At 41.4% G+C, this 25,662-nt stretch carries 33 protein-coding genes and 1 pseudogene; 5 read left to right on the top strand and 29 right to left on the bottom strand.

Annotated elements, in window-relative coordinates; genetic code table 11:
* Positions 1-49: 49 nt before the first annotated feature.
* The 5 genes from AM500_RS25805 to AM500_RS24985 form a co-directional block, all read right to left on the bottom strand.
* A complete protein-coding gene (locus tag AM500_RS25805) occupies positions 50-220 on the bottom strand; it encodes a hypothetical protein (RefSeq protein WP_197282682.1) in 171 nt (56 codons plus the stop codon).
* 125 nt (positions 221-345) lie between these two features.
* Positions 346-510, bottom strand: coding sequence for a YozD family protein (locus AM500_RS24990; protein ID WP_081773062.1), 165 nt, complete (start codon positions 508-510; stop codon positions 346-348).
* A 126-nt stretch (positions 511-636) separates the two neighbouring features.
* Positions 637-1,329 (bottom strand): hypothetical protein, encoded by a 693-nt coding sequence (locus AM500_RS10760; RefSeq protein ID WP_053599204.1) that lies wholly within the window; start codon positions 1,327-1,329, stop codon positions 637-639.
* 467 nt (positions 1,330-1,796) lie between these two features.
* On the bottom strand, positions 1,797-2,018 hold the full coding sequence (locus AM500_RS10755) for a YozE family protein (RefSeq protein WP_082347408.1): 222 nt from the start codon (positions 2,016-2,018) through the stop codon (positions 1,797-1,799).
* Between the two features lie 498 nt (positions 2,019-2,516).
* Positions 2,517-2,648, bottom strand: coding sequence for a YjcZ family sporulation protein (locus AM500_RS24985; RefSeq protein ID WP_082347198.1), 132 nt, complete (start codon positions 2,646-2,648; stop codon positions 2,517-2,519).
* A gap of 163 nt (positions 2,649-2,811) precedes the next feature.
* Between AM500_RS24985 and AM500_RS10750 the strand changes: the two genes are divergently transcribed.
* Positions 2,812-3,951, top strand: a complete 1,140-nt coding sequence (locus AM500_RS10750; RefSeq protein ID WP_053599202.1) for an SGNH/GDSL hydrolase family protein — start codon at positions 2,812-2,814, stop codon at positions 3,949-3,951.
* A gap of 58 nt (positions 3,952-4,009) precedes the next feature.
* Positions 4,010-4,603: a DUF502 domain-containing protein gene (locus AM500_RS10745; protein ID WP_053599201.1), complete on the top strand. Its 594-nt coding sequence runs from the start codon at positions 4,010-4,012 to the stop codon at positions 4,601-4,603.
* A gap of 24 nt (positions 4,604-4,627) precedes the next feature.
* On the opposite strand, the gene AM500_RS10740 is transcribed toward AM500_RS10745, so the two are convergent.
* The 3 genes from AM500_RS10740 to rsgA form a co-directional block, all read right to left on the bottom strand.
* On the bottom strand, positions 4,628-5,128 hold the full coding sequence (locus AM500_RS10740; RefSeq protein WP_053599200.1) for a PTS sugar transporter subunit IIA: 501 nt from the start codon (positions 5,126-5,128) through the stop codon (positions 4,628-4,630).
* Between the two features lie 271 nt (positions 5,129-5,399).
* Positions 5,400-6,098 (bottom strand): DUF1287 domain-containing protein, encoded by a 699-nt coding sequence (locus tag AM500_RS10735; RefSeq protein ID WP_053599199.1) that lies wholly within the window; start codon positions 6,096-6,098, stop codon positions 5,400-5,402.
* A gap of 299 nt (positions 6,099-6,397) precedes the next feature.
* Complete coding sequence (rsgA, locus tag AM500_RS10730) at positions 6,398-7,456, bottom strand: ribosome small subunit-dependent GTPase A (RefSeq protein WP_053599198.1); 1,059 nt, start codon at positions 7,454-7,456, stop codon at positions 6,398-6,400.
* Positions 7,457-7,717: 261 nt separating this feature from the next.
* Between rsgA and AM500_RS10725 the strand changes: the two genes are divergently transcribed.
* Positions 7,718-8,314, top strand: coding sequence for a DUF4397 domain-containing protein (locus tag AM500_RS10725; RefSeq protein WP_053599197.1), 597 nt, complete (start codon positions 7,718-7,720; stop codon positions 8,312-8,314).
* Positions 8,315-8,585: 271 nt separating this feature from the next.
* On the opposite strand, the gene AM500_RS10720 is transcribed toward AM500_RS10725, so the two are convergent.
* The 10 genes from AM500_RS10720 to AM500_RS10675 all read right to left on the bottom strand — a co-directional run bounded on the left by AM500_RS10720 (position 8,586) and on the right by AM500_RS10675 (position 15,786).
* The gene (locus AM500_RS10720) at positions 8,586-9,170 is read right to left on the bottom strand and encodes a YpmS family protein (RefSeq protein WP_053599196.1); all 585 of its coding nucleotides are present in this window, start codon (positions 9,168-9,170) and stop codon (positions 8,586-8,588) included.
* A 26-nt stretch (positions 9,171-9,196) separates the two neighbouring features.
* Entirely contained in the window at positions 9,197-9,997 is an 801-nt protein-coding gene (locus tag AM500_RS10715; RefSeq protein WP_053599195.1) for an SGNH/GDSL hydrolase family protein, read from the bottom strand.
* A 507-nt stretch (positions 9,998-10,504) separates the two neighbouring features.
* Positions 10,505-11,098, bottom strand: coding sequence for an SCO family protein (locus tag AM500_RS10710; RefSeq protein WP_197282681.1), 594 nt, complete (start codon positions 11,096-11,098; stop codon positions 10,505-10,507).
* Between the two features lie 104 nt (positions 11,099-11,202).
* A complete protein-coding gene (locus AM500_RS10705) occupies positions 11,203-12,045 on the bottom strand; it encodes a DegV family protein (RefSeq protein ID WP_053599193.1) in 843 nt (280 codons plus the stop codon).
* A 102-nt stretch (positions 12,046-12,147) separates the two neighbouring features.
* On the bottom strand, positions 12,148-12,423 hold the full coding sequence (locus AM500_RS10700; RefSeq protein ID WP_082347197.1) for a DUF2535 family protein: 276 nt from the start codon (positions 12,421-12,423) through the stop codon (positions 12,148-12,150).
* An 86-nt stretch (positions 12,424-12,509) separates the two neighbouring features.
* Complete coding sequence (locus AM500_RS10695) at positions 12,510-12,719, bottom strand: hypothetical protein (RefSeq protein WP_053599192.1); 210 nt, start codon at positions 12,717-12,719, stop codon at positions 12,510-12,512.
* A 100-nt stretch (positions 12,720-12,819) separates the two neighbouring features.
* A complete protein-coding gene (locus AM500_RS10690; RefSeq protein ID WP_053599191.1) occupies positions 12,820-13,482 on the bottom strand; it encodes a hypothetical protein in 663 nt (220 codons plus the stop codon).
* A 74-nt stretch (positions 13,483-13,556) separates the two neighbouring features.
* Positions 13,557-14,318 carry a TasA family protein gene (locus AM500_RS10685; RefSeq protein WP_053599190.1) on the bottom strand — a complete coding sequence of 254 codons (762 nt, stop codon included), beginning with the start codon at positions 14,316-14,318 and terminating at the stop codon, positions 13,557-13,559.
* A gap of 81 nt (positions 14,319-14,399) precedes the next feature.
* A complete protein-coding gene (locus tag AM500_RS10680; protein ID WP_053599189.1) occupies positions 14,400-14,963 on the bottom strand; it encodes a signal peptidase I in 564 nt (187 codons plus the stop codon).
* Positions 14,964-15,012: 49 nt separating this feature from the next.
* Entirely contained in the window at positions 15,013-15,786 is a 774-nt protein-coding gene (locus AM500_RS10675; protein WP_053599188.1) for a hypothetical protein, read from the bottom strand.
* 274 nt (positions 15,787-16,060) lie between these two features.
* Here AM500_RS10675 and AM500_RS10670 point away from each other — a divergent pair, with 274 nt between their 5' ends.
* A complete protein-coding gene (locus tag AM500_RS10670) occupies positions 16,061-16,426 on the top strand; it encodes a helix-turn-helix domain-containing protein (RefSeq protein WP_053599187.1) in 366 nt (121 codons plus the stop codon).
* A gap of 57 nt (positions 16,427-16,483) precedes the next feature.
* Here the strand turns inward: AM500_RS10670 and hypE are convergent, their stop codons facing one another.
* The 4 genes and pseudogenes from hypE to tatA form a co-directional block, all read right to left on the bottom strand.
* Positions 16,484-17,482: a hydrogenase expression/formation protein HypE gene (hypE, locus tag AM500_RS10665; RefSeq protein ID WP_053599186.1), complete on the bottom strand. Its 999-nt coding sequence runs from the start codon at positions 17,480-17,482 to the stop codon at positions 16,484-16,486.
* Positions 17,482-17,784, bottom strand: a pseudogene (locus AM500_RS10660) (hydrogenase formation protein HypD); the annotation flags it as partial. The pseudogene AM500_RS10660 and the gene hypE, both read right to left, overlap by 1 nt.
* A gap of 357 nt (positions 17,785-18,141) precedes the next feature.
* Positions 18,142-18,885 carry a twin-arginine translocase subunit TatC gene (gene tatC, locus AM500_RS10655; protein ID WP_053599184.1) on the bottom strand — a complete coding sequence of 248 codons (744 nt, stop codon included), beginning with the start codon at positions 18,883-18,885 and terminating at the stop codon, positions 18,142-18,144.
* 213 nt (positions 18,886-19,098) lie between these two features.
* Positions 19,099-19,299 carry a twin-arginine translocase TatA/TatE family subunit gene (gene tatA, locus AM500_RS10650; RefSeq protein WP_053599183.1) on the bottom strand — a complete coding sequence of 67 codons (201 nt, stop codon included), beginning with the start codon at positions 19,297-19,299 and terminating at the stop codon, positions 19,099-19,101.
* Positions 19,300-19,632: 333 nt separating this feature from the next.
* Here tatA and AM500_RS10645 point away from each other — a divergent pair, with 333 nt between their 5' ends.
* Positions 19,633-19,872 (top strand): hypothetical protein, encoded by a 240-nt coding sequence (locus AM500_RS10645; RefSeq protein ID WP_043933675.1) that lies wholly within the window; start codon positions 19,633-19,635, stop codon positions 19,870-19,872.
* A gap of 221 nt (positions 19,873-20,093) precedes the next feature.
* Here AM500_RS10645 and AM500_RS10640 read toward each other — a convergent pair whose 3' ends face one another.
* From AM500_RS10640 to AM500_RS10610, 7 genes are all read right to left on the bottom strand, one after another.
* The gene (locus AM500_RS10640; protein ID WP_053599182.1) at positions 20,094-20,825 is read right to left on the bottom strand and encodes a lysophospholipid acyltransferase family protein; all 732 of its coding nucleotides are present in this window, start codon (positions 20,823-20,825) and stop codon (positions 20,094-20,096) included.
* Positions 20,822-21,322: a dihydrofolate reductase gene (locus AM500_RS10635; RefSeq protein ID WP_053599181.1), complete on the bottom strand. Its 501-nt coding sequence runs from the start codon at positions 21,320-21,322 to the stop codon at positions 20,822-20,824. The genes AM500_RS10640 and AM500_RS10635 overlap by 4 nt, the downstream gene beginning before the upstream one ends.
* Positions 21,319-22,113, bottom strand: coding sequence for a thymidylate synthase (locus tag AM500_RS10630; RefSeq protein WP_053599180.1), 795 nt, complete (start codon positions 22,111-22,113; stop codon positions 21,319-21,321). Before AM500_RS10630 ends, AM500_RS10635 begins: the two co-directional genes overlap by 4 nt.
* A 115-nt stretch (positions 22,114-22,228) precedes the next feature.
* Positions 22,229-22,930, bottom strand: coding sequence for an anthrax toxin lethal factor-related metalloendopeptidase (locus tag AM500_RS10625; RefSeq protein ID WP_053599179.1), 702 nt, complete (start codon positions 22,928-22,930; stop codon positions 22,229-22,231).
* Between the two features lie 224 nt (positions 22,931-23,154).
* The gene (locus tag AM500_RS10620) at positions 23,155-23,742 is read right to left on the bottom strand and encodes a YpjP family protein (RefSeq protein WP_156319788.1); all 588 of its coding nucleotides are present in this window, start codon (positions 23,740-23,742) and stop codon (positions 23,155-23,157) included.
* Between the two features lie 222 nt (positions 23,743-23,964).
* On the bottom strand, positions 23,965-24,741 hold the full coding sequence (locus AM500_RS10615; protein ID WP_053599178.1) for a class I SAM-dependent methyltransferase: 777 nt from the start codon (positions 24,739-24,741) through the stop codon (positions 23,965-23,967).
* Between the two features lie 83 nt (positions 24,742-24,824).
* A complete protein-coding gene (locus tag AM500_RS10610; RefSeq protein WP_053599177.1) occupies positions 24,825-25,259 on the bottom strand; it encodes a BrxA/BrxB family bacilliredoxin in 435 nt (144 codons plus the stop codon).
* Between the last annotated feature and the right edge of the window lie 403 nt (positions 25,260-25,662).

The following is a 25,662-nucleotide window of genomic DNA, read 5'->3' as shown; positions in this document are numbered from 1 at the left end:
TATCGGATAGTCCAGATTCGCTTCAAGGCGGTATGGCTGCCCATGCTTTTTAGCTGCTGAAGAAACTCGAAAAGCTCTTCTTTTTATATGAGTGTTTATAGTATCCGTGCCCGTAGTGTCCATGCTTCTTGTGCTTCATGTGCTTCCAGGCATCACTGGAGCTGTAATATGGTTTATGCATCTTTGATTTCATAAGCATTTTAAGCAACTTTTTCAGCATTGCATTGTTCCTCCCCAATTTTGATAAAGATATATACGCTTGCTATTTAAAAAGGTTTCGGTGCTGCTCGATAATTTTTATCACAATAATGCGGCCTTCCTTGTGGCAGGCCGCTACAGTTGGCTTTAATTTTCTTCGTCGATGATACTCTTTTCCAGGAGGTATTCAAATGTGATGTCTGCAAGCTCTTCAAGTTCCTCTTCGGTTGGTGTATATCCTCGTTTCACAAGCTCATGAAAGAAAAATTCAGCAATTTCTTCTGTATCGATGATCACTTCGATTTCTCCCATTTGATCTCCTCCTTTTTAGAGAATGTATGTTCAAGTGGTTTTAATCATGCTTAGAGAATGGAAATTTAGCCGCTTGAAGGTTGTAAAGATGTTGATTATAGTGGGGAACGACTATGGAAGGGACGGTCAGACATGCTTTTTTCCGTCTTTCGAGTTCAGGTTCTTCAGCTTCTTCATTATAACTTCCATAACCTGAATATATTCGTGGTCTCCGAACATCTCATTCAATATCCGGTAATCATTGTAGATATCAAGTAAACGGTCAATCAGCTGCCGCCGTTCTTTTATTCGCTCTAATTCTTCAGCCTCTGCGTTCTTTCTTGACACTTCTTGCTTCTGCTTCCTTGCTTTTTCTTGCTTACCGACAATATGCAAGAAACCAAGTTTATTGATGAATGTTTCGGCGTGATCGGCATCGGCCAAAAGAGTTAGTTCCTCTTCACCTGCTTCAAGCCATTCGCCATCTTTTACTCTGGCAAGCTCGTAAATGATATCCTCCCAGGCATCTTCCTTGTAGCGCCATATTTCTGTCCTGACACCAACAACCCGAAATAATTCATTGCCATATCCCTTAACCTGGACAATATCTCCGAAAAAATATTTGTATTCTATATCCAAATGCTCCTGCCCTACAGGGGTACCTTCGTACTCCGAAAGCAGCTGGAGCGAGGACTCGACATAAAGGCCTTCACTTTTGTTCACTTCGTACACATACTGTCCGCCTACCCATTGGATATCCGTAATTGTACCAACAGTTCCATACATGACAATAACAACCGTTTCACCCATTTTAAACTTTGGTTGCTTCCCCTTCTCCATCTGATTCACCCCCTTATGAGCTCCGATGATTACAATAGTATATGCACATATTGTTTAATCGCACACGATTGGCGAATAGAAAAATCGCCTCCCCGGGCTTGGAAGGCGATGGTAAATGTTGGAGAAAGTTGTGCTGAATATCTAAACTAAAGATTTCTAAAATTTGGGTACACAACGAATTGATCTTGAAGAAGCATTTCAAGGGCATTTTACGCTTGGCGGAACATCAAATTGTACTCGAAGATGCATTTCAAGGACATTTTAAGCTCGGCAGAACATCAAATTGTACTCGAAGATGCATTTCATGGACATTTTAAACTCGGCGGAACATCAAATTGTACTCGAAGACGCATTTCAAGGACATTTCATGCTTGGAGACACATCGAATTGTCCTTGAAGAAAGCATTTCAAAATTATTTTCATTGCCCACTAAAACGCCCTAAAGTATCCACAAAGATATTTCCGCTTTATCTCTTCTCTGTCTCGATGTATTCAGTCCATGCATCATCAAAAACAGACATCGATGGCAAGTAGTGGCCGTTCATTTCGAGGTACCTGCTCAGTTCATCGTAATCCTCGGATGTTTTTGGGAAGCTATGATCTTTGAACGCTTCGTTCGCAAATTCGCTAATGTTATCTTTTGGCTTTGGATGTCTGTATTTCATAAGGAAATGATAGAATGATTTCAACATTCAAATTCTCCTCCTTTGCCTTAAAAATCCGTATCCCCATCTTATTATTTAAGAATAGAACATACCTTAAAAATATTCTTATCATACCAGAATTGGCGGCTGCGTCAATAAGTTTGCAAAAAGGAAAATTCCTGCAAAAAACTCTTCTTCGGCCAATACCGTGATCCAAAATTGGTCCTAAAACACATTTCCTTCTTATAAAATCACATTGATTTACTGTATCACAATTTATCAGATTTTAACCGTTTACCGAAGCTGGCCTATGTTGGTCATTTTTAATAAAGTGCCTTTTCAAAGCTGCAGCCAAGCTTAACGTGCTGTTGCTTGGAAACTGTGCTGCAAAAATAATAAAAGCAGGGCATTCGTTTGAATGGCCTGCTTTGAATTTTGATTCATCTCTCGTTTTCGAAAGAGATTAATCCAAATAATAATGTATTAGGATAAAATTTTAACAACAAAAAAACACCTTTTCCACTTGGAAAAGGTGCTGCAGTATTAATCACAAATGTAACAAGCGCCAATGATAATTAAGAGAATAAACAATACAACAATTAATACAAACGTATCACGACCGCCATCAAATCCTACTCCGCCTACATATCCACAAGGGTTATATCCGTAATGCATGTATGCATCCCTCCGCGTTTTAATTTGTTCAACACACAATATGATATGGGTTGATGTCCTGAATGTGCATATGCCCATATTAGAAAAGAGAAACTTCGAATTTTAATTTTCGAGCAAAAATAGTGCTTTTGTTCTGTTTTTATTACAGTTAGGTTACGTTAAAATGTCAGTAGGATTACATGATGGGATGTTGATGCTTATGAACCGAAGAATAGTTGGCTTAATGCTTGCCTCAATATTCGGGCTATCTATATTGTTTTTTCAATTATTTGAAGTAACTGGGGCTAGGGACACTCCGGAAGAAGCAGATGGATTTTATGAAAGAATAGCTGCGGGTGATGATTATAGCTTTTTGATTGTTGGAGACAGCATTGGCAGAGGTTCAGGAGCAAGCAGTCCTTCAACCGCATGGTTCTCTCTTTTTGAAAAAGGAGTTTCAGAGAAGTACGGCTCAAACGGGGAGCGGATCTCCATTGTCCAAAGCGGGGCAACTGCATTTGAAGGCTTCATGAAATATAAAGATGAGAAACCCTCCTCACCGGTCAATCTGGTTTTCCTTGTTTTCGGGGAAAATGACCGCAAGTATATGAATGAAAAGCAATTTTCCTACTTTTATGAAAAACTGCTGCGTGTATTAAGGATCGATCACCCAGCTGCAGATATAGTGACAATCACCGAAAGCTGTCTTGCTTATGAAGGATTCGCCAAGGAAATTGCACGGCTATCGAAAGCATATGGAGCTACCAACATCGATATGCGGATCCCTTTCAATGCATCAGGACTTAGTCCGGACAAACTGACAACAGACAAAGTTCACCCTAATGATGCGGGCTATCTCCTTTACGCAAACGAAATTTTAAAAACAATCCAAGAAAAATCCGAAGCCAAAAATACCAAAGAGATTGCAGTTCTGCCTTCTCCGGTAAACGGCAACCTTGGAATTGACTATAAATTGCTAACCAATCCTTCTATTAATTCAGGATTTGTAAACATGCGTGATGGCTATTTTAGTAAAACGAAGAATAGCTATCTTGAATACACATTCGAAGGAACAATGGTTGGCTTTCTGCTTGAGCGCGGCCCTGACGGTGGAATGATCGATGTCACAATCGACGGGAAGCCTGCGGAGACACTGGCTACCTGGTGGCCGTTTGAAAGATCCCGCTACAACTATATTGCAAGTTCACTTGAAGACAGCCAGCACACAATCCGGTTCACATTTAATGGGGAGAGGCTCTCTACAGATTCCAAAAGCGGCCAGCCTTCTGTTAAAATAAAAGCAATCGTTGTTGAAAAACAATAACGTTTCAAATTCATGTAACGGCGGCTATACTAGAGAAAAACAAATGGGGAATTTAGTTATGAAGTCACTTGCCAAAAATTTTATTAATGGAATTATCGTGATTGTCCCAATTATCATTGTGGTTTGGGTCATATACAAGACATTCCTGTTTCTCGATGGATTGCTCGGCAACCTTCTGCGCCCATATATGGAGGATACATACATCCCCGGAATTGGCCTGCTGGTTACGATCGCACTGATCACTTTCCTTGGCTTTTTGTCAACAAGGTTTATTACTGGAAAACTTATAGCTTTGATTGACAAACTGCTCGAAAAAATTCCATTCGTCAAAACGATTTATTCGGTTATTAAGGATACAGTCAATTCCTTTCTCGGCGAAAAGAAGTCTTTTTCAAAGGTTGCGCTTATCACTATTCCTGGCACGGAAATTAAAAGCCTCGGCTTCATTACCTCTGAGGAGCTTGAAAGCTTTCATGAACCGTTAAAGGAGTACGTAGCTGTTTATGTCCAACAAACCTTCCAAGTTGCAGGGTTTACCTTCCTGATTCCTAAAGAGCAGGTCGAAATCCTCGATGTAAAACCTGAGGATGCAATGAAATTTATCCTGTCAGGTGGAATGGCTCAAAAAAGCAAACTCCCTGAAAAACAGTAAAACCGCCTCAATGGGCGGTTTTACTTATTTTGCAGAAACTCTGAGGAAAGGAGTTACGCCGGCTTCTACCTCACCGGATGCGAGCTGCTCAATATTCATCGCGTCGGTGTTGGTAATGATTAGCGGTGTGACTGTGCTTTTGGCACGCTCTGTCACTAGCGCCATATCGAAGCTGACAAGCTTGTCTCCCTTTTTCACCTTGTCACCTTCACGAACATGGGCAGTAAATCCTTCACCTTTCATTGCAACCGTCTCAAGGCCGATATGAATCAGGATTTCAGCATCATTTGCCACCTTGATTCCGACAGCATGGCCGGTTGGGAACACTTGGACGATTTCACCGTCTGCTGGTGCCACTACAACCCCTTCAGTAGGCATGACCGCAAGCCCGTCACCCATCATCTTTTGTGAAAAAACAGGGTCGTCTACGTTTTCCAGCATTGTCGCCGTTCCAGTTAGCGGCGACGCAAGCTCGACTTCAGTCACAACTTCTTTCTCTTTTTTACCAAATAAGTTTTTAAACATGTGCAATCTTCCCTTCTTGAAAAATATCCTCTGTATACCTATTCCCGTTACGAGCTCGGAATAACAATGCGAGTTAATTATATTTGAATATTCTTGGGATAGAAAATGAAATGCTTTCGGTTACGAGCAGGAGCCAATAGGATAGTTATCAGGGAGTTTTCATCATTACAAGTGATCACTATTAAAAAAACAATGAGTTCAGTTTTGAAGCACAAAATTCGAATTAACAGTGTCTTTCCTTTTAACTTGACGTTTTTTCCTTATAAGAAAATCAGTATCTCCATCTGTAATGACCCACAATAGTTTGTTTATAAGAGGTTAGTTTAATTTCTGATGCAAAGGGAGGAGCGTTATGAATTAAATAAGGTATTCCATCTTTTGTCCGTTTATCAGAAATGATGCCTGCGTGGTCTGTACCCTCCAAATAAATCACAATATCCCCTGGCTGCCACTCGGCTAAATTATCTGGATCGTCTGGAATTAATTCGGTCGTCAAAGATTCGGCGAAACGTTGAAAAAAGACATACTGATTAGGAACCCGCCTGAAATCAATATGAGGATCAGGATTTCCCTCTACACGGGGATATAAAGATGGATGATCATGAATATCCTGATCCATTAATTCTTTTAAATTTATACCAGCTCCGGCCAATCCTCTCCAAATAACATCTGTGCATACACCTTCGCTATCTGGTGGATATCCGCCTTCATAATAAGCACTCTTGTATTGAGTTCGATTCTCCACTTCCTTCCTTGCAGCATTCACTATGTCTAGTGGATCAGCCACATTATTCTGATTTTTATCAACCCTTATATAATTTTCCTCCACTGTTACTTTTTCAGAAAAGGGATTAGCAAGATGAATACCTGCCATATCCAAAATCAGACCGCCCCTAAAAAACATAGAAAACAATGGTAGAGCCACAACCATTACAACACAAACAATCAACAATATTTTTTTCAGTTTCATTTTTCCACCTCAATCCCTTAAACGTTTTCTATTTTGAAAGAATACTAACCCACTCGTAATGATTTAATATATTTGAATTCTCCTATGTATTATAAAACCCTTCGATAGGTTGATAAGCTTTTCTTAAATTTTAACATATTTATCCAAAAATCTGCTTATCTTTTTCAGCACTTCAATTCGCATTCTGTCAGTGTGTTAAAAAGGGATGCGAATTAGGTTGATTAAATACCCTTGATATACCAACAAAAAAATGCAGTTACGAGTCAAAATCAAAAAGGACCCTTTTACAGGTCCTTCCTTTACCGTTTTTTATGTTTTACTTGTTTAGTGATAGTTTTCCAGTGTTTCTTGTCTTCAGCCTGTGCCCGTTTATCTGCTTTCCGCTCGATGTAGGCAAGCTCTTTTTGCAGCTTATTGTAGCTGGCAAGCCGTTCAGCAGGCAGTAAACCATTAGAAATTGCCTCTTGGACCGCGCACCCCGGCTCATCATTATGACGGCAATCACGGAATTTGCAGGTATCAGCAATTTCTTCGATATCTGAAAATGCCTCGGAAAGTCCATCTTGGCTTTCCCAAAGCTGAAGCTCCCTCATTCCCGGAGTGTCAATCAGCACGGCTCCATTCGGCAACAAGATCAATTCCCGGTGGGTCGTCGTATGGCGGCCTTTGTCATCTGCTTCGCGGATATCCTTGACAGCTTGCTTTTCCTCACCTAGAAGTTTGTTCGTAAGAGTCGACTTTCCAACACCTGATGAGCCCAACAATGCCACAGTTTTCCCAGGTGACAGGAATGGCAGCAGCTTTTCCAAGCCTTCGTTCATCTCGGCACTGACTGGAATAACAGGAACCCCGTACGCAACGGACTCGACTTCTGCTACCTTTGCTTCAATATCTTCACTTAAATCAGCCTTGCTCAATACAATGACTGGATTCGCCCCACTTTCCCAGGCAAGCAGCAAATAGCGTTCAATCCTGCGCAAGTTAAGGTCATCGTTCAAGCTGTTGACTAGGAACACCACATCCACATTCGCAGCGACAATTTGCTCTTCCGCAGTCTTACCAGCAGATTTACGCGAAAACTTGCTGAATCGAGGCAGTACTCCATGAATCGTCCCAGTACCTTCATTACTTCTCGCAGCAACCATTACCCAGTCGCCTACTGCCGGGAAGTCTTCCCTACTTGATGCTTCGAAAGCCATTTTCCCAGAAACTTCGCATAGCAGTTCGCCTTCCTCCGTCCAGACACGATACATATGCTTATGCTCCAATGCGACCCTGGCGAGGTTGCAATCACTTTTTGTAAATTCCTTAGAAGCTTGTTGAATATCGTTTTTCAATCCAATAGTTAGTAAGTTCAAATTTCTTTCCTCCTGAAATATAAATAGACCACTGGCATACACAGCCAGCGGTCTAATATTCAGGAAGAAATGGACGGATTTGTCCCTTTATGCCTAAATAGCCGTACGGGCTGTGTTAGAGTTTCCAACAACTGAAAAAACAATTGACTTACTCATAACACTTCACCCGCCTCTCATAAGATAGTTTTAGTATATGCATATTTCAGGAAAAAGTAAACAATTAATTAATATGTTTCCAATTTTTCAATAGGAGGAAGCGGCTTGAAACAGGATTATTTTTATCAAAGTAATCTTCCCGGACGAGGCTATGGAACGTTTTTTAACGGCAGCGCACTGGTAGAAGAAATTAGTATTCTAATAAACGGGTTACCAATCCTAGAAGAATTTCCTTATAAGGAGCACAGCCTAAAATTTGCCCTGCCAGAGGGGGAGTGCCAAATCGATGTGTTTCATGGAGAAGAGTGGATCGATTCTGCCCAATTTTTTATCGAAAAGGAGCGAAATTATTTTATCGCTGTAACGGGTCGAGATGGCAAGGCAGACGTAATAACGTGCGGTTTGGATGACCATGTGCCAAGAGGCGAGGCAGCAGCAAGGTTCATTCATCTGGCCTCATCTCAACAGGAACTCGACATTTCCGTCCATAAAGGCGATGTCGTTTTCCCCTCCCTGCCCTATTGTAGGGTAACGGATATCCTTGCACTTACACCGGCGTCCTATAATCTTGAAGCAAGACTAGCGGGAACAAAAACGGTTATCCTGCCAATGCATGATGCTGTTTTCGAGAAGAATCAAGCGTATTTGGTATGTATTGTTGAAGGAGATGGGAAACTGAAAGCTGTTTTTATACCTTATTAACGTGCAGTAAACCATGATGTGCGTAACTTTTATAGGGGATTTGCCGGAAACAATCGTCACATTGCCAATAAACGATGAAGAGATTTTTTGAGAAATGTCATGTATTTATTGGAATGTGTCCTGTATTTCTTAGAATGTGTCTTGTATTTATTGGATTGTGTCATGTATTTATTGGAATGTGTCATGTATTTTTTAGGAAGGATCCTAATTAATTTAAAATATGTTTGCAATCCACTCTCTCATAAAAAACGAGTGCCCAGCTTACGGGCACTCATTCTTTAACAGGAACAAGCAATGTAAAGGATATATCATCATTTTTTAAATCAAAGGTATTGGCCTTTAGCTTGGCATCACTTTTCAATTTGAGTTCCTGCATGTGTACATAAATGACTTCCTCATTCGGGAGAATTTCAACTCCAGCCGGAAGCTTGTAATTTTTCCTGATAAAATCAAGTACATATGGAACTGGTAGAGGCAATTTCCCAACTTGAAGATTCGTTTGCTTGAGCAGCAGGTCACCGTTTTCAAGCGCCTCTGGCTCAAAAGCCATTTTCATATCAAGCTCCTGGCTAAAAAATGGCACGCTGCCGTATAGCGCAACGTCATCTTCAACCTGTACACGGTAGTCAATCGGAGCTGAACCTATTTCTTTTTCCAAATAATAATTAACTAGCTTATTTACGTCTTCTCTGTTCGTTCGGATTGCGAAGCCAACATGTTTATCTTCATCGATATTTTTCGCCGGTTCTGCTTCAGGCTTTTCCCCCGGCAGGATTGCCATAATAATCAATGTAGCAAATACAATTACAATCAAGCCCAACAAAACAAAGAAGGCGGTTTTCCACCTATTTTTCATTCAAAATTCCCCTCATCAGCTGCAGTCTAATCCCTTCCGGCCAGAACAGGCAGCGCTTCTTCTCCAAGCGTTTCATAAACACGCTCTGCAATTAATTCATACCCTTTATCGTTCGGATGAAACTGGTCATCAAACAAGAGATTCACGTCTGTATCCACGAACAAATCGCCAATTTCAACGAAGTAGGAATCGGAGTATTGTGAGGCAACCGATCTTCCGGCTTCATTCCAATCATCAACAATTTGATTCAATTCATCTACCTCAGTAAACCATTGCCCGAACGGATTATATACCCCGATCAGTACGATGGCCGCTTCTGGATTTTCCGACCTGATTTTTTTAAAGATTTGATTGACTCGTTCGGTATAGGAAACCATTTCTTCTTCAAATACTTCATATTGCAGATTAAGAATGTTCTCCCGGGCAATTTTCATCATGTCATTACCGCCAATCGTAACGAGAACAATATCGGAATCCTGGATGGCATTCCTCATCTTTGTAGTATCAAGTTTCTCCAGGAGTTGATCGCTCCTCGTTCCGCGGACACCAAGGTTTATAAAATTCGCTTTCTTGACGCCCTTTTCCTGTTCAAGCATTTCATCCAGGTACGGGAGATAACCGCCACTATCCGTGCTGTCCCCAACACCCTGGGTGAGTGAATCACCAATAGCGGCAACGGAAAACGTGCGTGGGATAAAATCTTCGGGAATCGTACGTTCCGCTTCAAGTACGGTTTCCCTTGCACTATGGCTTTGCCACTCAGTGTTGCCCTCGCACGATGCCAATACTAGGCTTGCTGCCAAAATGCACCCAATCCTCTTCCACACACGCTTCACCTTCCCTTCACGGTTTTTTCTTATTATATCATTGCTCGGCAGCTGGAATGCCTGAAAAGCACCGGGACAACCCTGAATAATATTGGTTTTTCATTGGATCCTAGTTTGGCTCATCAAAGATATGTTGGGCTTTTGGAACATGAAAACTTGGGTATAGTAGTAAATTTTTAGCTTATTGGCGATCCTGTGAGTCAGGGAAAGTGGTGTCCGGTCGTCAATGGAGCTTCTTGACGACCCTATGAGCTAGAAAAAGTGGTGTCCGGTCGTCAATAGAGCTTCTTGACGACTCTATGAGCTAGAAAAAATTGTGTACAGTCGTCAATAGAGCTGCTTGACGACTCTGTGGACCAAGAAAAATTGGGTACGGTCGTCAATAGAACTTGATGCGACCCTGTGACCTTAAAAAACTCGGGTACAGTCGTCTATAGACATCTAACTTTGTTTGTCCTTGGTCCGCCTACTAAAAAGACATTAACAAAAAAAGCCCAATTGAGGGCTTTATTGCAAAGCTTTGATATCTTCAATAATTTGGTCCCTCGGTACGTCAGAGACACCAGGGTATGTTTTCTTAACGTTACCATCCTGGCCAATCAAAAAAAACGAAGTTCCATGGAGTACCTGGTCATCAGTCTCAGGTTTTTTGACAAGAGTCTGGAAGTTTTTCAAGGCGAACTCTTCTATTTCTTCCTGTTCATAGCCAGTTAGAAAGTTCCAGTTCTTCAAATCAACATTAAACTTTTGGCCGTATTCCTTGAGAGCTTCAGGTGTATCGTTCTCAGGGTCGACACTAAAGGAAACAAACTGGATATTCTCAATACCCTCATCCTTGGCCATCGTCTGTATTTCACTCATGTTTGCCGTCATCGGCGGGCAGACCGTATCACAGTTAGTAAAGATGAAGCTAGCCATCCATACTTTGCCCTCAAGGTCCTTTGTGCCAAACTGTTTATTTTCCTGGTTTGTGAAGGTAAATTCTTTAAGCGGCCAATCTTCCGCACCTTCCAATTCTTTGTTGCAGGCTGAAAGCAGCATAGCGCAAACTGCCATTATCAGTAAAACTACTTTTGTTTTCACCGTCTTCACCGCCGTCATATCTCTATAGTCGTCCCTATCTTATCAAACGTTTTCAAAAGTGAAAAGGATTTCGGTTTGTTCATCAAAAAAGGCCGGAACATATAAAGTCCCGGCCAATCCTTTTATTCAAAGTGATACATTAGTGCAAACGCGCCTGGGCCTGTATGGGTGCTGACTGTCGAATTCGTATAGTCAATTTCAACCCCATCAAAGCCTGTTGCTTCACGGATGCTGTCTGCGACTTTTCCTGCAAGTTCTTCCGCTCCGGCATGTGCGATTCCTACGCTCTTTATCGACTTGCCTTTTACATCCTCGGCAAATTGTTTTGCCAGGAACTTAACAACCTGTGTGTAGCTGCGCACCTTGGCAACCGGGTTGTATTCGGCTCCTTCAAGAGAGGCAATCGGTTTAATGTTCAAAAGTGAGCCAAGGAAAGCCCTGCCTTTTCCGATCCTGCCGCCCTTCACCAGGTTTTCAAGCGTATCAACCATTATGTAAAGACGTGTATTTTCACTCATGGACTCAAGCCGCGCGAGGATTTCTTCCATTGATTTGCCGTTGGCTGCCATAATGGCTGCCTCCTTCACCTGGAAGCCGAGAGCTTTTGAAATGAATTTCGAATCAACAACGGTGACGTTATATTTCGTCATTCCGGCAGCACTTTCAGCCGAGCGTACAGTTCCGCTCATTTTTCCCGTCATATGGATGGACAGAATATCGTAACCTTCTGCTCCAAGCCGGTCATACACCTCTAAAAAAGCACCAGCGGAAGGCTGCGAGCTTTTCGGAAGCTCCGGAGATTGTTTCATTCTTGCTAAAAACTCTTCCGGGTGGATATCAACGCCATCTGTGTATGTTTTTCCGGCAACGGATATTGTCAGCGGAACCACTTCAATTCCATACTGGTCAATTATCTCTTTAGGCATATCATGTGTGGAGTCAGTAACTATTTTTATCTTTGCCAATACATTCACTTCCCTGCTAATTTACACTTAGAACTTATTATACCTATTAGAATCAATCGATACCAACGAAAAAGGATGCCGATTTTTCGGCACCCACACTTATCAAGCATTATTTTTTAATGTAGAAGACGAGTAAAGCTGCTCATAATCAGGCCATCTCAAGGTCCTTTTCAAATAATCCCTGAAGGAATAGCAAGGTTTCGGCTGCTGTTCTTCATTCAGGCTCATCATAAATGTCTGCAAACGGAATCGGATCATGAATTGATTCGGATTATCTTTCTCCAATACAGGAATCTCCACAATTTTAACCTTCAATCCCACTGCATTTGTGAACTCCAGGCTTTTCACTATTAAAATAGTATCAATCCTCTTTTTCACCCGTTTGAGTATAGTATACCGTAATGCATGCTCGAAATGTGTCTGATTATGCGCAGATTTATTGAATAATTTAGGTCAATAGTGGATTAAACAAGCTCATGATATAGTTTCTGATTACCTTGTTGCTTTATGTACTGTCCAGACAACAGTTCAACCTGGTTCTGCCCGCGCTGGCTTTCAGGCGCATGCAAATTCACCTTTGTAATATCAGCACCGCAAACCGGGCAAAGCCATGTCCCTGAATCACAGCTGCTGTAGGACGGCTTCTCACATTCCGTACAAATCTTTTTATACATCCCTCTCCGCTCCCCCTCATCAAATACCCTATAAAATACGTCTTATGTAATCAAATTATGCCCGTATACGTACAAAAGACCCTGATATCCTTTATCCTGTTCAGGGTCTGGTTAAACTTGTGTTGGTTATTTTCTTTTTAAATTTGATAATATACCTTATCGTTAAGCCAACAGTTAGCAGGATTAATCCAGCAGCAAGGAAATTGAATGCTTCTGTCGCTGTGACTGGAAGCTTTATTGGTCCTAGTGGTGTATCAATCGGTCCAAAAGGAACATCGTCTGGAGGGATCAGGCCATCGAGAGTATCTTCGGCGAAAAATTTAAATTTAAATTCGCTACTAAGTCCTTGATAATCATTTCCCAACTCGGCAGGTACCTCAACTGCTATAATGAGCTTTTCTTTAGTAAAAATCTGCAACTTTCTTGGCTCTAACCCTTTAAAGTCTTTTAAGCTACCATTATAAAGTACCTTTCCATTCTGATCTTTAATATTTAAATGCAATGCATCATAATATTTTTTTGACCCGCCGTTAAACGAAGCGGTAGTCTTATAAGAAAAAAGAATGTTACCGGTATTTATTACATCTAATGTAGTTATTACTTTGTCTCCAGGTTTTAACATACCCACGTCCAAAAACTTTTCACTTGGAAAGGTTTCTATTTTGAGTTTCTGTGAAACCTGTGCATTCGTTTGTGAAATGGGACTGTTTATAACCAATAACATTACAAAAACCGTTACTAAAAGCAATAGTTTTAGTTTCAAAAGCCACCCCTTCTTCTATAAAGGTTATTAAGTAATAGAAGGTGAGGGATGCCCCCACCTCCTATTTACTCATATTACTTGTCGTTTTTGGTTCCCTCGCGATCGTTGATGTCATCGGTACGAGTATAATCTCCGCCACCGCCTGGTTTGCCATCATTTGTTAATTTTGTGCTGTCAATTGTTTTTCCTTCATATTGAAGACCGGTAAATTTAAAAGTGATATTTGTTACATCTCCTTGAAGACCATTTTGGTCTTTTCCATCATCATTGAACGTAAATTGATATTTAACAGATTTGATAGGTACTTGGTTAGGATTATTCCAGTCAAATCCTGGCTTAGGGGCAGGAAGGAATCCGATATACTTACCAACTCCCACAACATCATTACCGTTAACAGTAGTGTCACCTTTAAAGAAATTGCCCAATTCAGTTAGTGTTACATGCTTATCACCATTAGCATCAATTGCAGGATATTTAGCTAATACATCAACTTCCCCAAACTCCAGTTTATCTACCCAAATTGCATCTGTACTTCCTTTAACGCTGCTAGTATCAATTTTAGCAAAAACGTTCATTGGCAGAGTTCCCTGATTGTTTAAAACCATAGCCGGTTCTTGGTTATCTGTAACAGCGACCAATTTGTCCCCAGGCTTAAAGTTATCAAGTGTAAAATGTTGTAGATGTGGAGCGTTTGGCGCTAAAACCAATGTACCATTTGTAAATTTACTCGCTGCATTTGCTTCACTTGAAAAATAAGCAAATGATCCGCCGATTGTTGCCATACCTGCTAAAGCAATTGTTGCAGCACTGCCCATTAATTTTCTTCTTACTGACATTTGTATTTCCTCCTCTTTCCCTATATGTAGGTAATTTTTATTATTGAACTTCTCGTTTTAAAAACCGGGAAGAAACAACCATTAATTGGGTATAGCTTGTTCTTTCTTAGGTTTATCAAGACTCGCTAAGGTTCTCCAAATCGTGAACATTTCTAGAATAATAAGCAAACCCCCTGGAATGATTAAAGAAATCCCTAACCCTTTTTTGGATTGTAAAAACGACATAATATAACCTAAGTATGGAACCGTAATATTAGAATATTTACCTAATAGATTTTGTTGTGGTACGGTTAAAGGATCATCAGATGTATTATTGTCACCTTTGGTAACAAACTCTAAATTTCCAGTGTTTTTAATTTCCTTTATCCGGTGTGTAATGATTCTATCTTTAACAACTGGAGACTTGAATGTAATAACATCACCTACTTTTAATAGAGAGGGATCTTTTATATCTTCAACAAAAACTACAGAACCAGTATGAATTTTAGGTTCCATTGAACCTGATAAGACCATCATCATAGTTTTTCCAAAGAACTTTGGTGTTCCCCCTGATAAACGAGAGCTAATAGCAAGGATGGCTGCTATTACCAAACAAACAACAATTATGCTGCTTAAAATACGGCTAATAATCTTAAAAACTTTCAAGTTCAATTCCCTCCTGTGATTGTCTTATAGTCTTTTTCTGTTAAAAGTGCTACTTTGGTGTTTCTAATGATTCTGATTGAATATTGGTTTCACTTTTTTGAGTTTCTAATATTTTTGTATTGGATTGGACACTTTCAGCCGGATTTGCTTCATTTACGTTTACAGATTCATCTTTACCTTCAGTTAAAATTGATTGTGGATTTAACTCAATAACTTGATTTTCAGTTTTTTCTTCTGTTAACGAAGGGTCCTCTGAAGTTTGTTTCTTATTTTGTTTATTCTGGCTTATAGAAGCTTTATTTGATTGGCATTTATTATAATCAAAATAAGAAGTTTCTATTTTCGGTTGGCTATTTCCAGGGTGAGTAGGTACTTGTTGCACAACAAATCTATAGGTTCCTGATTCTTTGGGTGTATATTCCAAGACTCTAGTTTCTTTTGATTTAAGTGCTTTTAAGGGATAGGTACCAATTATATTCCAGTTGTTACCTTCTATTTGTTTATAAACAGACCATGTTGTATCTACAAACATATCTCCACCCTTATTAATAAAACTTGCATATACTTTAGGACACTCAATCCATGCTTTTACCGAAGCAAGACTGCTCGAGTCCTTTTCTCCGTAAAAGTGATCTTTGTTTTTTATTTCAATTGACCCGTATGTTTTATCCGAAAAATAAGGATTTGTTGAGGATATTAACGTTAAAGAAATAACGAAAAGGTAATAAATGGCTAAAAATTGAAGGGCTATTAATTTTAAATATTGTGTCTTTCTCTTCGAAATCTTTAATCGTTTAATTCGGATAATACCACCTCCATTCAAAAGCCTCTTCAAGAAGTATTTAATTATGTAAATAATAATTTCTATTTTCAAACTTATTTGTTCTTTTTAAAGAACTTACAAGTTGAGTATATGTCATCCTTATGAACTTGAAAAACCCCAAAAATCCCCAAATATTCTAAATAAAGAACGAAAATCGTTCTTTATCTCGTATTATCTCTTGTTTTCTTACTATTTCGTATTTTATAAAGAATATTTTGTTCTGTATAATGAATTAACAGTATTAAATTAAGGCAGCTTAAAAAGGAGAATTTCGATGCTGGGATCGAGGATCAAGGAGTTGAGAGAACTGAGGGGGTATTCGATTTCGGAGCTGGCCAAGCTGGCCGATGTTTCAAAATCTTATTTGAGCCAGATTGAAAGAGGAATGCAGACAAATCCCTCACTGCAGGTTTTGAACAAAGTCGCCATTACACTTGGAACAACGATTGAATACTTGCTCTGTAATGAGGGTAAAGCACCGCAAACGGAAGTAGAACTCGATAAGGAATGGAAGGAACTGATTTTAACAGCCATCAAGGAAGGTATGAGGAAAGAGGATTTCATGGAGTACTGTAAATATACGAAATACGAGAGCTGGAAGAAGGAGAGACAGTCCGTAAATGAAGATGTGCCAAAATGATGATGTAGAAAATTGAACCCCCGCTGCGAAGTGCAAGCGGGGGGGGTATTATTTTTATCAGCAAATCCGTGGGAACATTGTCCCAGAAAGCCGGTTAAGAATTCTCCGTGAACCGAGCGGGGTTTCTAGCAACAGCCGACCTTGTCCTTTATTAAAAACTGAACCTATTAAAGCCGCATTTCTGCCTTCAGGGAACTCGCGGAGAATATCCATCACTTTGTCCTTTTCCTTTTCAGCAACAATGATAATAGCCTTGCCCTCGTTCGCTAAATAGAGCGGATCAAAGCCAAGCATATCGCAGGCTCCATGGACTTCATCCTTAACAGGAATCTCTGTTTCTTCTATTTTGATCGTCAGCCCAAAATCCTCTGCGATTTCAACAAGAGTCGTCGCCAGCCCTCCACGAGTCGGGTCCCGCATAATCCTGACGCCAGCCGTTCGCTCCAAAACAGCCCCTAACATCGCATTTAACGAAGCGCAGTCGCTGTTAATAGGTACGTCAATACCGAGCTCCCCGCGGGCGGACAGAACAGCGATGCCATGGTCGCCTACCGATCCGGAAATGATGACAGCATCACCTTCCTCAAAGTCCAGGCTGCAGCCAATCCCATATTCATAGATTCCTATTCCGGTTGTATTAATATAAACCCCATCCGCACTGCCACGTTCTACGACCTTGGTATCGCCATCTATGATTTGTACGCCCGTTTTGTTCGCTTCAGCCACCATATCGTTGACAATTCGCTTCAAATCGGCAATCGAAAAGCCTTCCTCAATGACAAAACCGCACGTCAAATACATCGGCTTCGCACCGCTTACTGCCAGGTCGTTGACTGTTCCGGCAACAGCAAGCTTCCCAATCGTCCCACCCGGAAAAAGGATAGGTTTAATCACAAACTTATCTGTTGAAACAGCAATCTTCGTACCAGATAATGCGAGAGACTCCGCATCGAACAACGCTCCTGTCTGACCAAACGCCTCTGTAAACACATCCCGGATCAGCCTGTGGCTAAGTTCACCGCCATCGCCGTGGGCAAGGTTGATATATTTTTCCATCAGACAGTCTCCCTCATGTATTGATAAAAAGCGGCACAGCTTCCTTCTGCTGATACCATGCAAGGACCTATTGGGTTCATTGGTTTGCATGTCTTTCCGAACAAGGCGCATTCGTCAGGCGTGATTAGCCCCTTTATCACATCTCCGCAGCGGCACTTCGTTTTGCACGGCTCGCCGACATCCACGGTGAATCTTAGCTTTGCATCAAAGCAGCTATACTCCGGCTTTAGCCCCCATCCGCTTGCCGGAATCACACCAATCCCTCGCAATGCTTCATCGCATACCTCGAGAACCTTGTCCATCCTACCATGGAAGACCGTATGCCTGTTTTCGAAACAATTGCAGGGTGGTTATTTTTTATTCCAGTAGTTAAGCACATTTTTATTAGTGAAAAATTGATTCGGAAAGATTTTTGAACTTGGTTTGATGTGTAAAGATTTAAAGGAGTAATTTCAAATGTGATCCAAGATTGGGGAATATAGATGCATGTAATTTCGGGGGGGGGGGTTGTTTTATCATTCATCGGGCCTTATGAATGACACTTTGCCTCTTTCAAAAACCTGAAATGTCATTCATCAGTTTTAAAATATCAACTTGCTACAAATGCTTTTCCAAATGAAAAACCCCAGCCATTAGGCCAGGGTTCTGTCTTCAATCTTTTATTCAGCTGCGAACTCCGCTTCCTCTGCCTTAAGCCGCTTTTGCCGCTTTTTAAATACAAATTTCGAGAGGTTCACCGAAATTTCATATAGCAGCAGCAATGGAATGATGACAAGGAAATCAGACATTGGATCTGGCGGTGTAATCACAATTGCAATTACAATTAGCACAAAATATGCGTATTTCCTAATCTTTGTTAAAACATACGGATTCAGGATTCCGAGCGAAGTCAGGAACATGACAACTGCCGGCAGCTCGAACAAAACTCCGAATGGCAAGGTCATATTCAAAATGAACCTGAAATATTTTTCAGCGGTAAAGTTGGTGACAAGCATATCGCCGCCGAGATTGACCAGAAATTTGAGGACGTTCGGGAAAATAACAAAATATCCAAACGCCAAACCGACTATAAACAGAATGAACAATGCAGGTATATAGGATAAGGAAATTTTTCGTTCAACTGGTTTTAACGCTGGCTTGACGAACATCCAGAGCTGTATGGCCAGTACTGGAATGGTTCCGGCGATGGCAATTAGGGAGGCCAGTGCAAAATAGATCCAGACGATGTCGCTTGGTCCGAGCACAATTAGCTTAACCTCTAAATCGCGGACAAACCAGTGATAAATTTCCTCCACGTACGTGAATCCGGCAATGAAGAATGCCACAAAGGCAACTGCAGTGATGATAATCCTCTTCCTGAGTTCATCCAGATGATCAACTAAGTTTAATTCTTTATCTTCCATATCGTTCTCCCTGCCGTGTACTTTTTGCCTTTTTCTAAAACTGCGGGCCGGTAGAGCAGTTTAATAGCGGGTAACAAAATACTCACTTAATGGCGAAATTCATATATGCGCAATAAGAAAATAACTTTCCAATTAGCGTAGAAAAGGGTTCCTCCCCAAGCTCCGCCCTCAAGCTCGCAAGGTAAGTGAACCCCGTGGTTTACAATTTATGGATTAAGCTTTTTTCTCTGCCTTCTTTTTATCTTCTTCAAAATCTTCCATAACATCGCTAGTCAGTTCGCGAGTGGATTTTTTGAATTCACGTAGTGTCTGGCCGAAAGCGCGTCCAATTTCAGGCAGCTTTTTAGGTCCGAAAATAATTAATGCAAGAACAAGGATCAAAATTAATCCAGGAACACCAATATTATTCAACATAGTGTTTACAACCCCTTCAGAGTTTCATATTTATAAATCTACTATGATTATAGTACTTTACTGGCCAGTTTAGGGTAAATCACTTCAAAATTCATAGTAAGTTCACAAAATCTCACGTATTTTAAGCAGTGTGATATTTGGCATTTGCAACAGGTTAACTGCTATGTCCTGCCTGTATCAATGTAACAAGAACGAGGCCTTAAGTCAATCGAGGACAAGGGTTACATAAGAAAAAATACCCGGTATTTTTTAAGGAATTGTTCGTACTTGTTTAATTTTGAGGCAATTAACTACATATACTATACCAAATAGAATCCGAAGGGAGTGGGATTGATGGAGTTTTTATTGGATAGCTTTGAAGGCGCGTTGCCAGTCGAAGTGACAATTGATGAGGACAACGGCCGCTATATGATTCGAAAAAGCGATACAAGTGGTGTTTTCTTTAACAGCCCTTCGGAATTGATTGAATGGATCCGAACACACTTTCAGGAAGATGAATTTCGGAGCCCCGAAGAATTTAGGAAGATGTTAGGCGCGCTAAGTCACTATGAGCAATTTGGTTACCAGGATTAGTAAGAAAAGCGCAAGCGCCTTGGTTAGCGCCGTATGGACTGGAGGGCCTCGAAGGAGATAAAGGAAACACGATGAGCGTAGCGAATCGATGTTGACTTATCGTAACGAGGGGACCGAAGTACACTAGGCGCTAGGCGCTGGAGCCAGACAGTTGAAAAAAAGGTATTCTTTCTTATTTTAGATCAAAAACATCAGCCATCCTAATTGGCTGATGTTTTTGATTAGGATACCTTTCTGTTTTCATCCATGTTGGCAATAATGGTCAGCCGGACTTCTTCTGCCACTTGCTTCAAGTCTTTTTGAAGAAATATCTCCGGCATCAGCGGTTCGCCAATCGTGACAGTGATTTCAGCGGGCCTTATGAGACGTCCATTTTTTTCAAAAACATTCGATGTACCCTGAATCGAGATTGGGACAATTGGAACTTCTCCATCTTTGGGAAGACGAAAGGTGCCGGATTTGAACATGCCGACATCGCCGCCTTTACTGCGGGTGCCTTCAGGAAAAATCACCAGTGAATGTCCCTGCTTCAGCATTTCAGACCCTTCACGAAGAGATGCAATAGCCTGGCTGCGGTCGCCCCTGTCCATGAAAACACAGCTGATTAACTCCATCCACTTTCTCATAATGGGTACCTTTTTCACTTCAACCTTTAAAATGAATCCGAACGGTTTTGACAAATACCCGAGCAGCACCCGCACATCAAAATCGCCTTCATGGTTGGAAATGAACACAACAGCACCTTTAGGTATATTCTCCTCACCAATTACGGTTACTTTTGACCCTGTCAATTTCATGATGTTTCTTGACCAGCGTTTCGGTGTTGCATGTATGATTTTGTCGCGGACTGCCACTAGCAAGGCGGGGTCGAGCTTTTTCAAGCAGCGAAGCTCAATGGTGCTGTATAAGAGATAGCCGCAAATATAGGCAAAACAGATTGCCAGCCTGATCATTGCTTTCCTCCGGATTTCCTTTTGTAAATAAGAAACTCGTAATCATATGGATTTTTCTCGTCTCTGAGTCCTTTTTCTCTTGAATCGAGTTCCCATTCATTCGGGCGGAAAATCGGGAAGTACGTATCCCCTTCAAATTGAGCATGGATCATCGTCAAATAAAGCTTATCGGCATACGGAAACAGTTCTTTGAAAATTTCTGCGCCGCCGATAACAAAAACTTCCTCTTCTTTTGTCCTGCAATAATCAAGGAATTCTTTTACAGAGTGTACAACTGTACAGCCTTCAAAGGTGTAGTCCCTGTTTCGGGTAATAATAATATTTTCGCGGCCTGGCAATGGTTTTCCTATAGATTCGAACGTTTTCCTGCCCATCGCAATCGGGTGACCCATTGTTGTACGTTTAAAAAATTTTAAATCCTCAGGTAAATGCCATGGCAGCTTGTTATCCCTGCCAATCACCCTGTTTTCATCCATGGCCCACATAAACGAAATCATACAGAGACAACTCCTTTAATGTGCGGATGAGGATCATAGCCTTCGATAGTAAAGTCCTCATATTTAAATGAAAAAATATCCTTTACGTCCGGATTAATGTTCATTTTCGGAAGCTGTCTTGGTTCACGGCTCAGCTGCTCCTTCACCTGCTCGATATGATTGTTATAAATATGTACATCGCCAAATGTGTGAACGAATTCACCTGGTTCAAGGTCGCATACCTGGGCAATCATCATGGTCAACAGCGCATATGAAGCAATGTTGAACGGAACACCGAGGAAAAGGTCGGCAGAACGCTGGTACAGCTGGCATGATAGCTTCCCGTCAGCCACATAAAATTGAAACAGACAATGGCATGGAGCAAGCGCCATTTTATCAATTTCGGCCACATTCCAGGCATTCACAATCAGCCTGCGGGAATTGGGATTTGTCTTTATTTGCTCAATCAAGTCGCTGATCTGATCAACCGTGGTCCCGTCAGCACCTTCCCAGGATCGCCACTGCTTTCCGTATACCGGGCCAAGATTTCCTTCTTCATCCGCCCATTCATTCCAAATCCGCACACCATTTTCCTGCAAATATCGGATGTTCGTATCACCATTCAAAAACCATAGCAATTCATGAATGATCGACCTCATATGCAGCTTTTTTGTAGTAATAAGCGGGAAGCCCTCCTGCAGGTTGAACCGCATCTGGTAGCCAAATGTCGAAACCGTGCCTGTCCCTGTCCTGTCGCCTTTCTCTGTCCCGTTTTCAAGAACATGGCGGCAAAGATCCAAATATTGTTTCATCTAAGAGACCCTCCCCATAGTTTGTCCTTTCCATTTTAGTAGAAAACTCGACAATTTGCACTCATGGAAGGTCGGATGCAATAAATCTTTTTGCTCAAAAGTAAAGACCCTGATATTAATCAAGGTCTTGAATCAATTTATATGTGAGAGGAGCAGTTTTTTCTAAAAATTGATTACTCTCTTCTGATAAGTAATAAAGCGCGAATGCTTCTGCGAAATATTCCTCTGGATAGTTGTTAAAATATTTAAGTCCCGGAAAAAGCTTGGTTCGTTCCTTTTCCCACACTTTGATAAAAGCTTTTTGTTCCGATAGACCATCATATACAAGATTATCAATTGAATGAGCGAGCTCGTGAAGCTCCAAATTAATAGAGCCATGACCTTTCCCTTTCTCGCTTGCCCCGATTTTCACAAGGACAACCTCCGAGCCGCCAATACCTGGCACTGCATCCCAGGTCGCTCCATTCGTATAACCACGGGGCGTCTCCCCTTTCAAATGGCTTGCTGTCGGATTATCTGTCAGTCTGCCTTCAAAGAGCCGGACAACGATGCCTTCCTTGTTTATCTTTGAAAGGAGCGAGTCTGGAAGCTTTGCAAGCCGTTGGATAATTGCCGCGGCCTCGAAAGTGTCGAACGTTTCCTCGGGTAAAAGGACCGTCCCTGACAGGTTTCCCCAATCAATGTATTGCAAATGCTGGCCGAGTGGTGTTTCGCCATTGAAATTGGCAAGCGCCACACCACCAGGAGCAGCTTTTGAAGTGGAGATAAGGAAGAAGAACAGCACCGCCGGAACCACTATTAAAAAAAGCTTTTTCATTCTCATTTCCCCAGTACGCGATTTTTATAGTCTACCAGAATTATACCATCTATATAGTGGAAACAGGCTGTGGGTTTGATGGAAATTGTGGCTAAACAGGAACAAAAGCGCAGTTGTCTTACTACAAAATTTAGTTGCCCACAAATTTAATCGGCCATCTTCCTGGGACAATGAAAAACCCGGCGTTTCCGCCGGGTTGTTTTAGCAATGAAGTTAGTAATCTATTAAGCCATCCATTTCGGAGGAGTATTCTTGTCCCAGTAAATGCTGCCAAGCTCATGATGTTCCTGGAAGCTGTCATGGGCAGTATGATAGTGGAAATTGAACCAGTATCCTGCCTGTGGCGGGTTGTCCCGTCTGACATGGAAGCGGATGACATCTTTTCCTGTCCGTACATCCTTGATATGGAAGATTTTTTCCGAGAGCCCTGCACCAGGTTGTTCAGAAATTGCCAGTCCAGTCAGGTCTTCCTCAGGAAACTGGGCAGCTGTTTTGGAAATAGCTTGTTCTATATTAGGAAGGATGATTTCCTTAAATTCATTCTCAATCACTGGCTTTATTCTAGTCCCGAATTTTTCATATGAGCGGGTCTCTGCCAGCTTTACCATATCCTCTATAAATTGATCACGGGTAATGGAGGGGGTTTGTTGAAACTGGGTTGGTATGCTCGGGCCAAATTCAGCAGACCCTCGGCCTGGTGATTTAGTATCGGCATTGACCTGATCAAGAAAGTTCATCTGGGCTGGTGTAATAAGTCCAAATGTAAGGATCGATACCATGACCATGAATGATTTCCGAATCCACTTTTTCAAATGCCTATCCCCCCTTCATTTATGTATAAGCCTATTATACTTCTTTTTTTAATGAGTTTTAAAGTTTTTTATATGGATATTATAAATATAATGAAAATTTTTTCTTTAGGGGTGGAAAGTATGGAGTGGGTGATTATGACTGGCGGCTTGATGATGCTTGGCTATTTCATATATTGTTCGATTTTTGATTAAGGAAACACACAGCCGGACATGAGCCGGCTGTTATTTTTTTTCAAGGTATCCGTAATGGAATTTGGCCGCTTTCCTGATTGCCCGCCTGAAGCCAAACTCGTCAAATCTTGTACTTTTGAAATGATCCTTGAGCACGACTCGGTTGCGAGACACTCGCAGCGACTCTATTATTTCCTCTTCACCAAGCCCTTCGTACAAGGCAAATTGGCGGAGCGACCTGATTCCCTCCGATTCGTCGATGCTTTCTTCAAACATCGGATCCCAGTACACACAGTCGACCGAATTGTCGGGAAGGCTTTTTAAAAGAGATAAAGAATTGGAATTTACAACCTGTACACGGCTCATTGCTTCATCAAGCGGGGCAACGCTTGTTGTCCAGCTGAGAAGCCCTTTTTTCACAAGATAAGCGACATATTGATTGCCTTCAATCCCTGTTACCATACCTTCTTTTCCGGTGACAAAACTTGCGACTATCGAATCTGAGGCGAGCCCAAGTGTACAGTCCAGGAATGAGTGGCCTCTTTCAAGGCCTGCTGCTTCGATTAGAGGGTCACTTCCCCCTTCTATCAGCCTCTTGACTCGGAACATCGCGGAAGACGGGTGAAAGAAAAAAGGAGCGTCTTCTCCGAAACCAAAAAGTTTGAGAGTTTCGTTCCCCGCGACAATGCAACCCGTACCCCTTTCCTCCTGCATGCGTGATATCGACTTTTTCCCGCGAGTATAGAAAGGGATATCAAGGTCGATTGCGACTCCCTTAGCCTTATTTAACATTGTTTCAGTTACTCGGTACGCTGTGGTTACAAACATATATTATCTCCTGATAGAGCAGCCTCGCAAACTGGTGAGGTCAGATTTTTTAGCGAAAAAAAGGACGCCAAGCGGCATCCCTTTTAGAAATTATTTTTAATTCCTGTTGTAAGGTTTTCCATGACACCTTCCATTGTGTTTCCTTCAATATCATGGCGCGGAATGAAGTGGACAACCTGGCCGTCCTTCAATAGCGCAACAGATGGCGATGATGGCGGGATGTCCCCGAAGTACTCGCGCATTTTTGCGGTTGCTTCTTTATCCTGGCCTGCAAAAACTGTAACCAGATGGTCTGGTTGTTTTTCAGTGTTCATGACTGTCTGTGTAATCGCGGGGCGCGCAAGGCCTGCTGCACAGCCGCAAACCGAGTTGATCACAACGACAGCCGTCCCTTTTGCTTCACCCATGAAAGCATCGACGTCTTCAGGAGTTGTTAATTCTTTAAAGCCTGCATTTGTTAATTCCTCACGCATTGGCCTTACCATTTGCTTCATATATTCTTCATATGCCATTGACATAAGATAGATCCCTCCGTTTCTGGTATTAGCATACTATAAATAGTTTCCATATTCCATTTTTCGAAACCATTGTTAATGTAAAAATACAACTTAATATCCGGATTTATATATCAGTTTTCGAGGACATTTTACAGGTTCTTTTCAGTCAAATTGTCCTCGAAACTTGGTTTGGTAGACATTTTTGCTGTCAGTCCCCCTCAAATTGTACTTGAAACTCGATTTGCTGGACATTTTAAAGGTACATGGCAGGCAAAATGTCCTTGAAACTTAGTTTGCTGGACATTTTATATGTCCGTGAAAGTCAAAATGTACTTGAAGCTTGCTACCTGAAGATTTCGTGTCACAAGCCCTACGCTCACATTTCAACAACTATCTTTCCCTAAAGATAAATCCAGCAAAGCTT

It is taken from the genome of Bacillus sp. FJAT-18017, assembly GCF_001278805.1.
Lineage (GTDB): Bacteria > Bacillota > Bacilli > Bacillales > Cytobacillaceae > Bacillus_D.
Note: the sequence above shows the minus strand (reverse complement) of the source record. Positions and strands in the feature narration are given on the sequence as shown.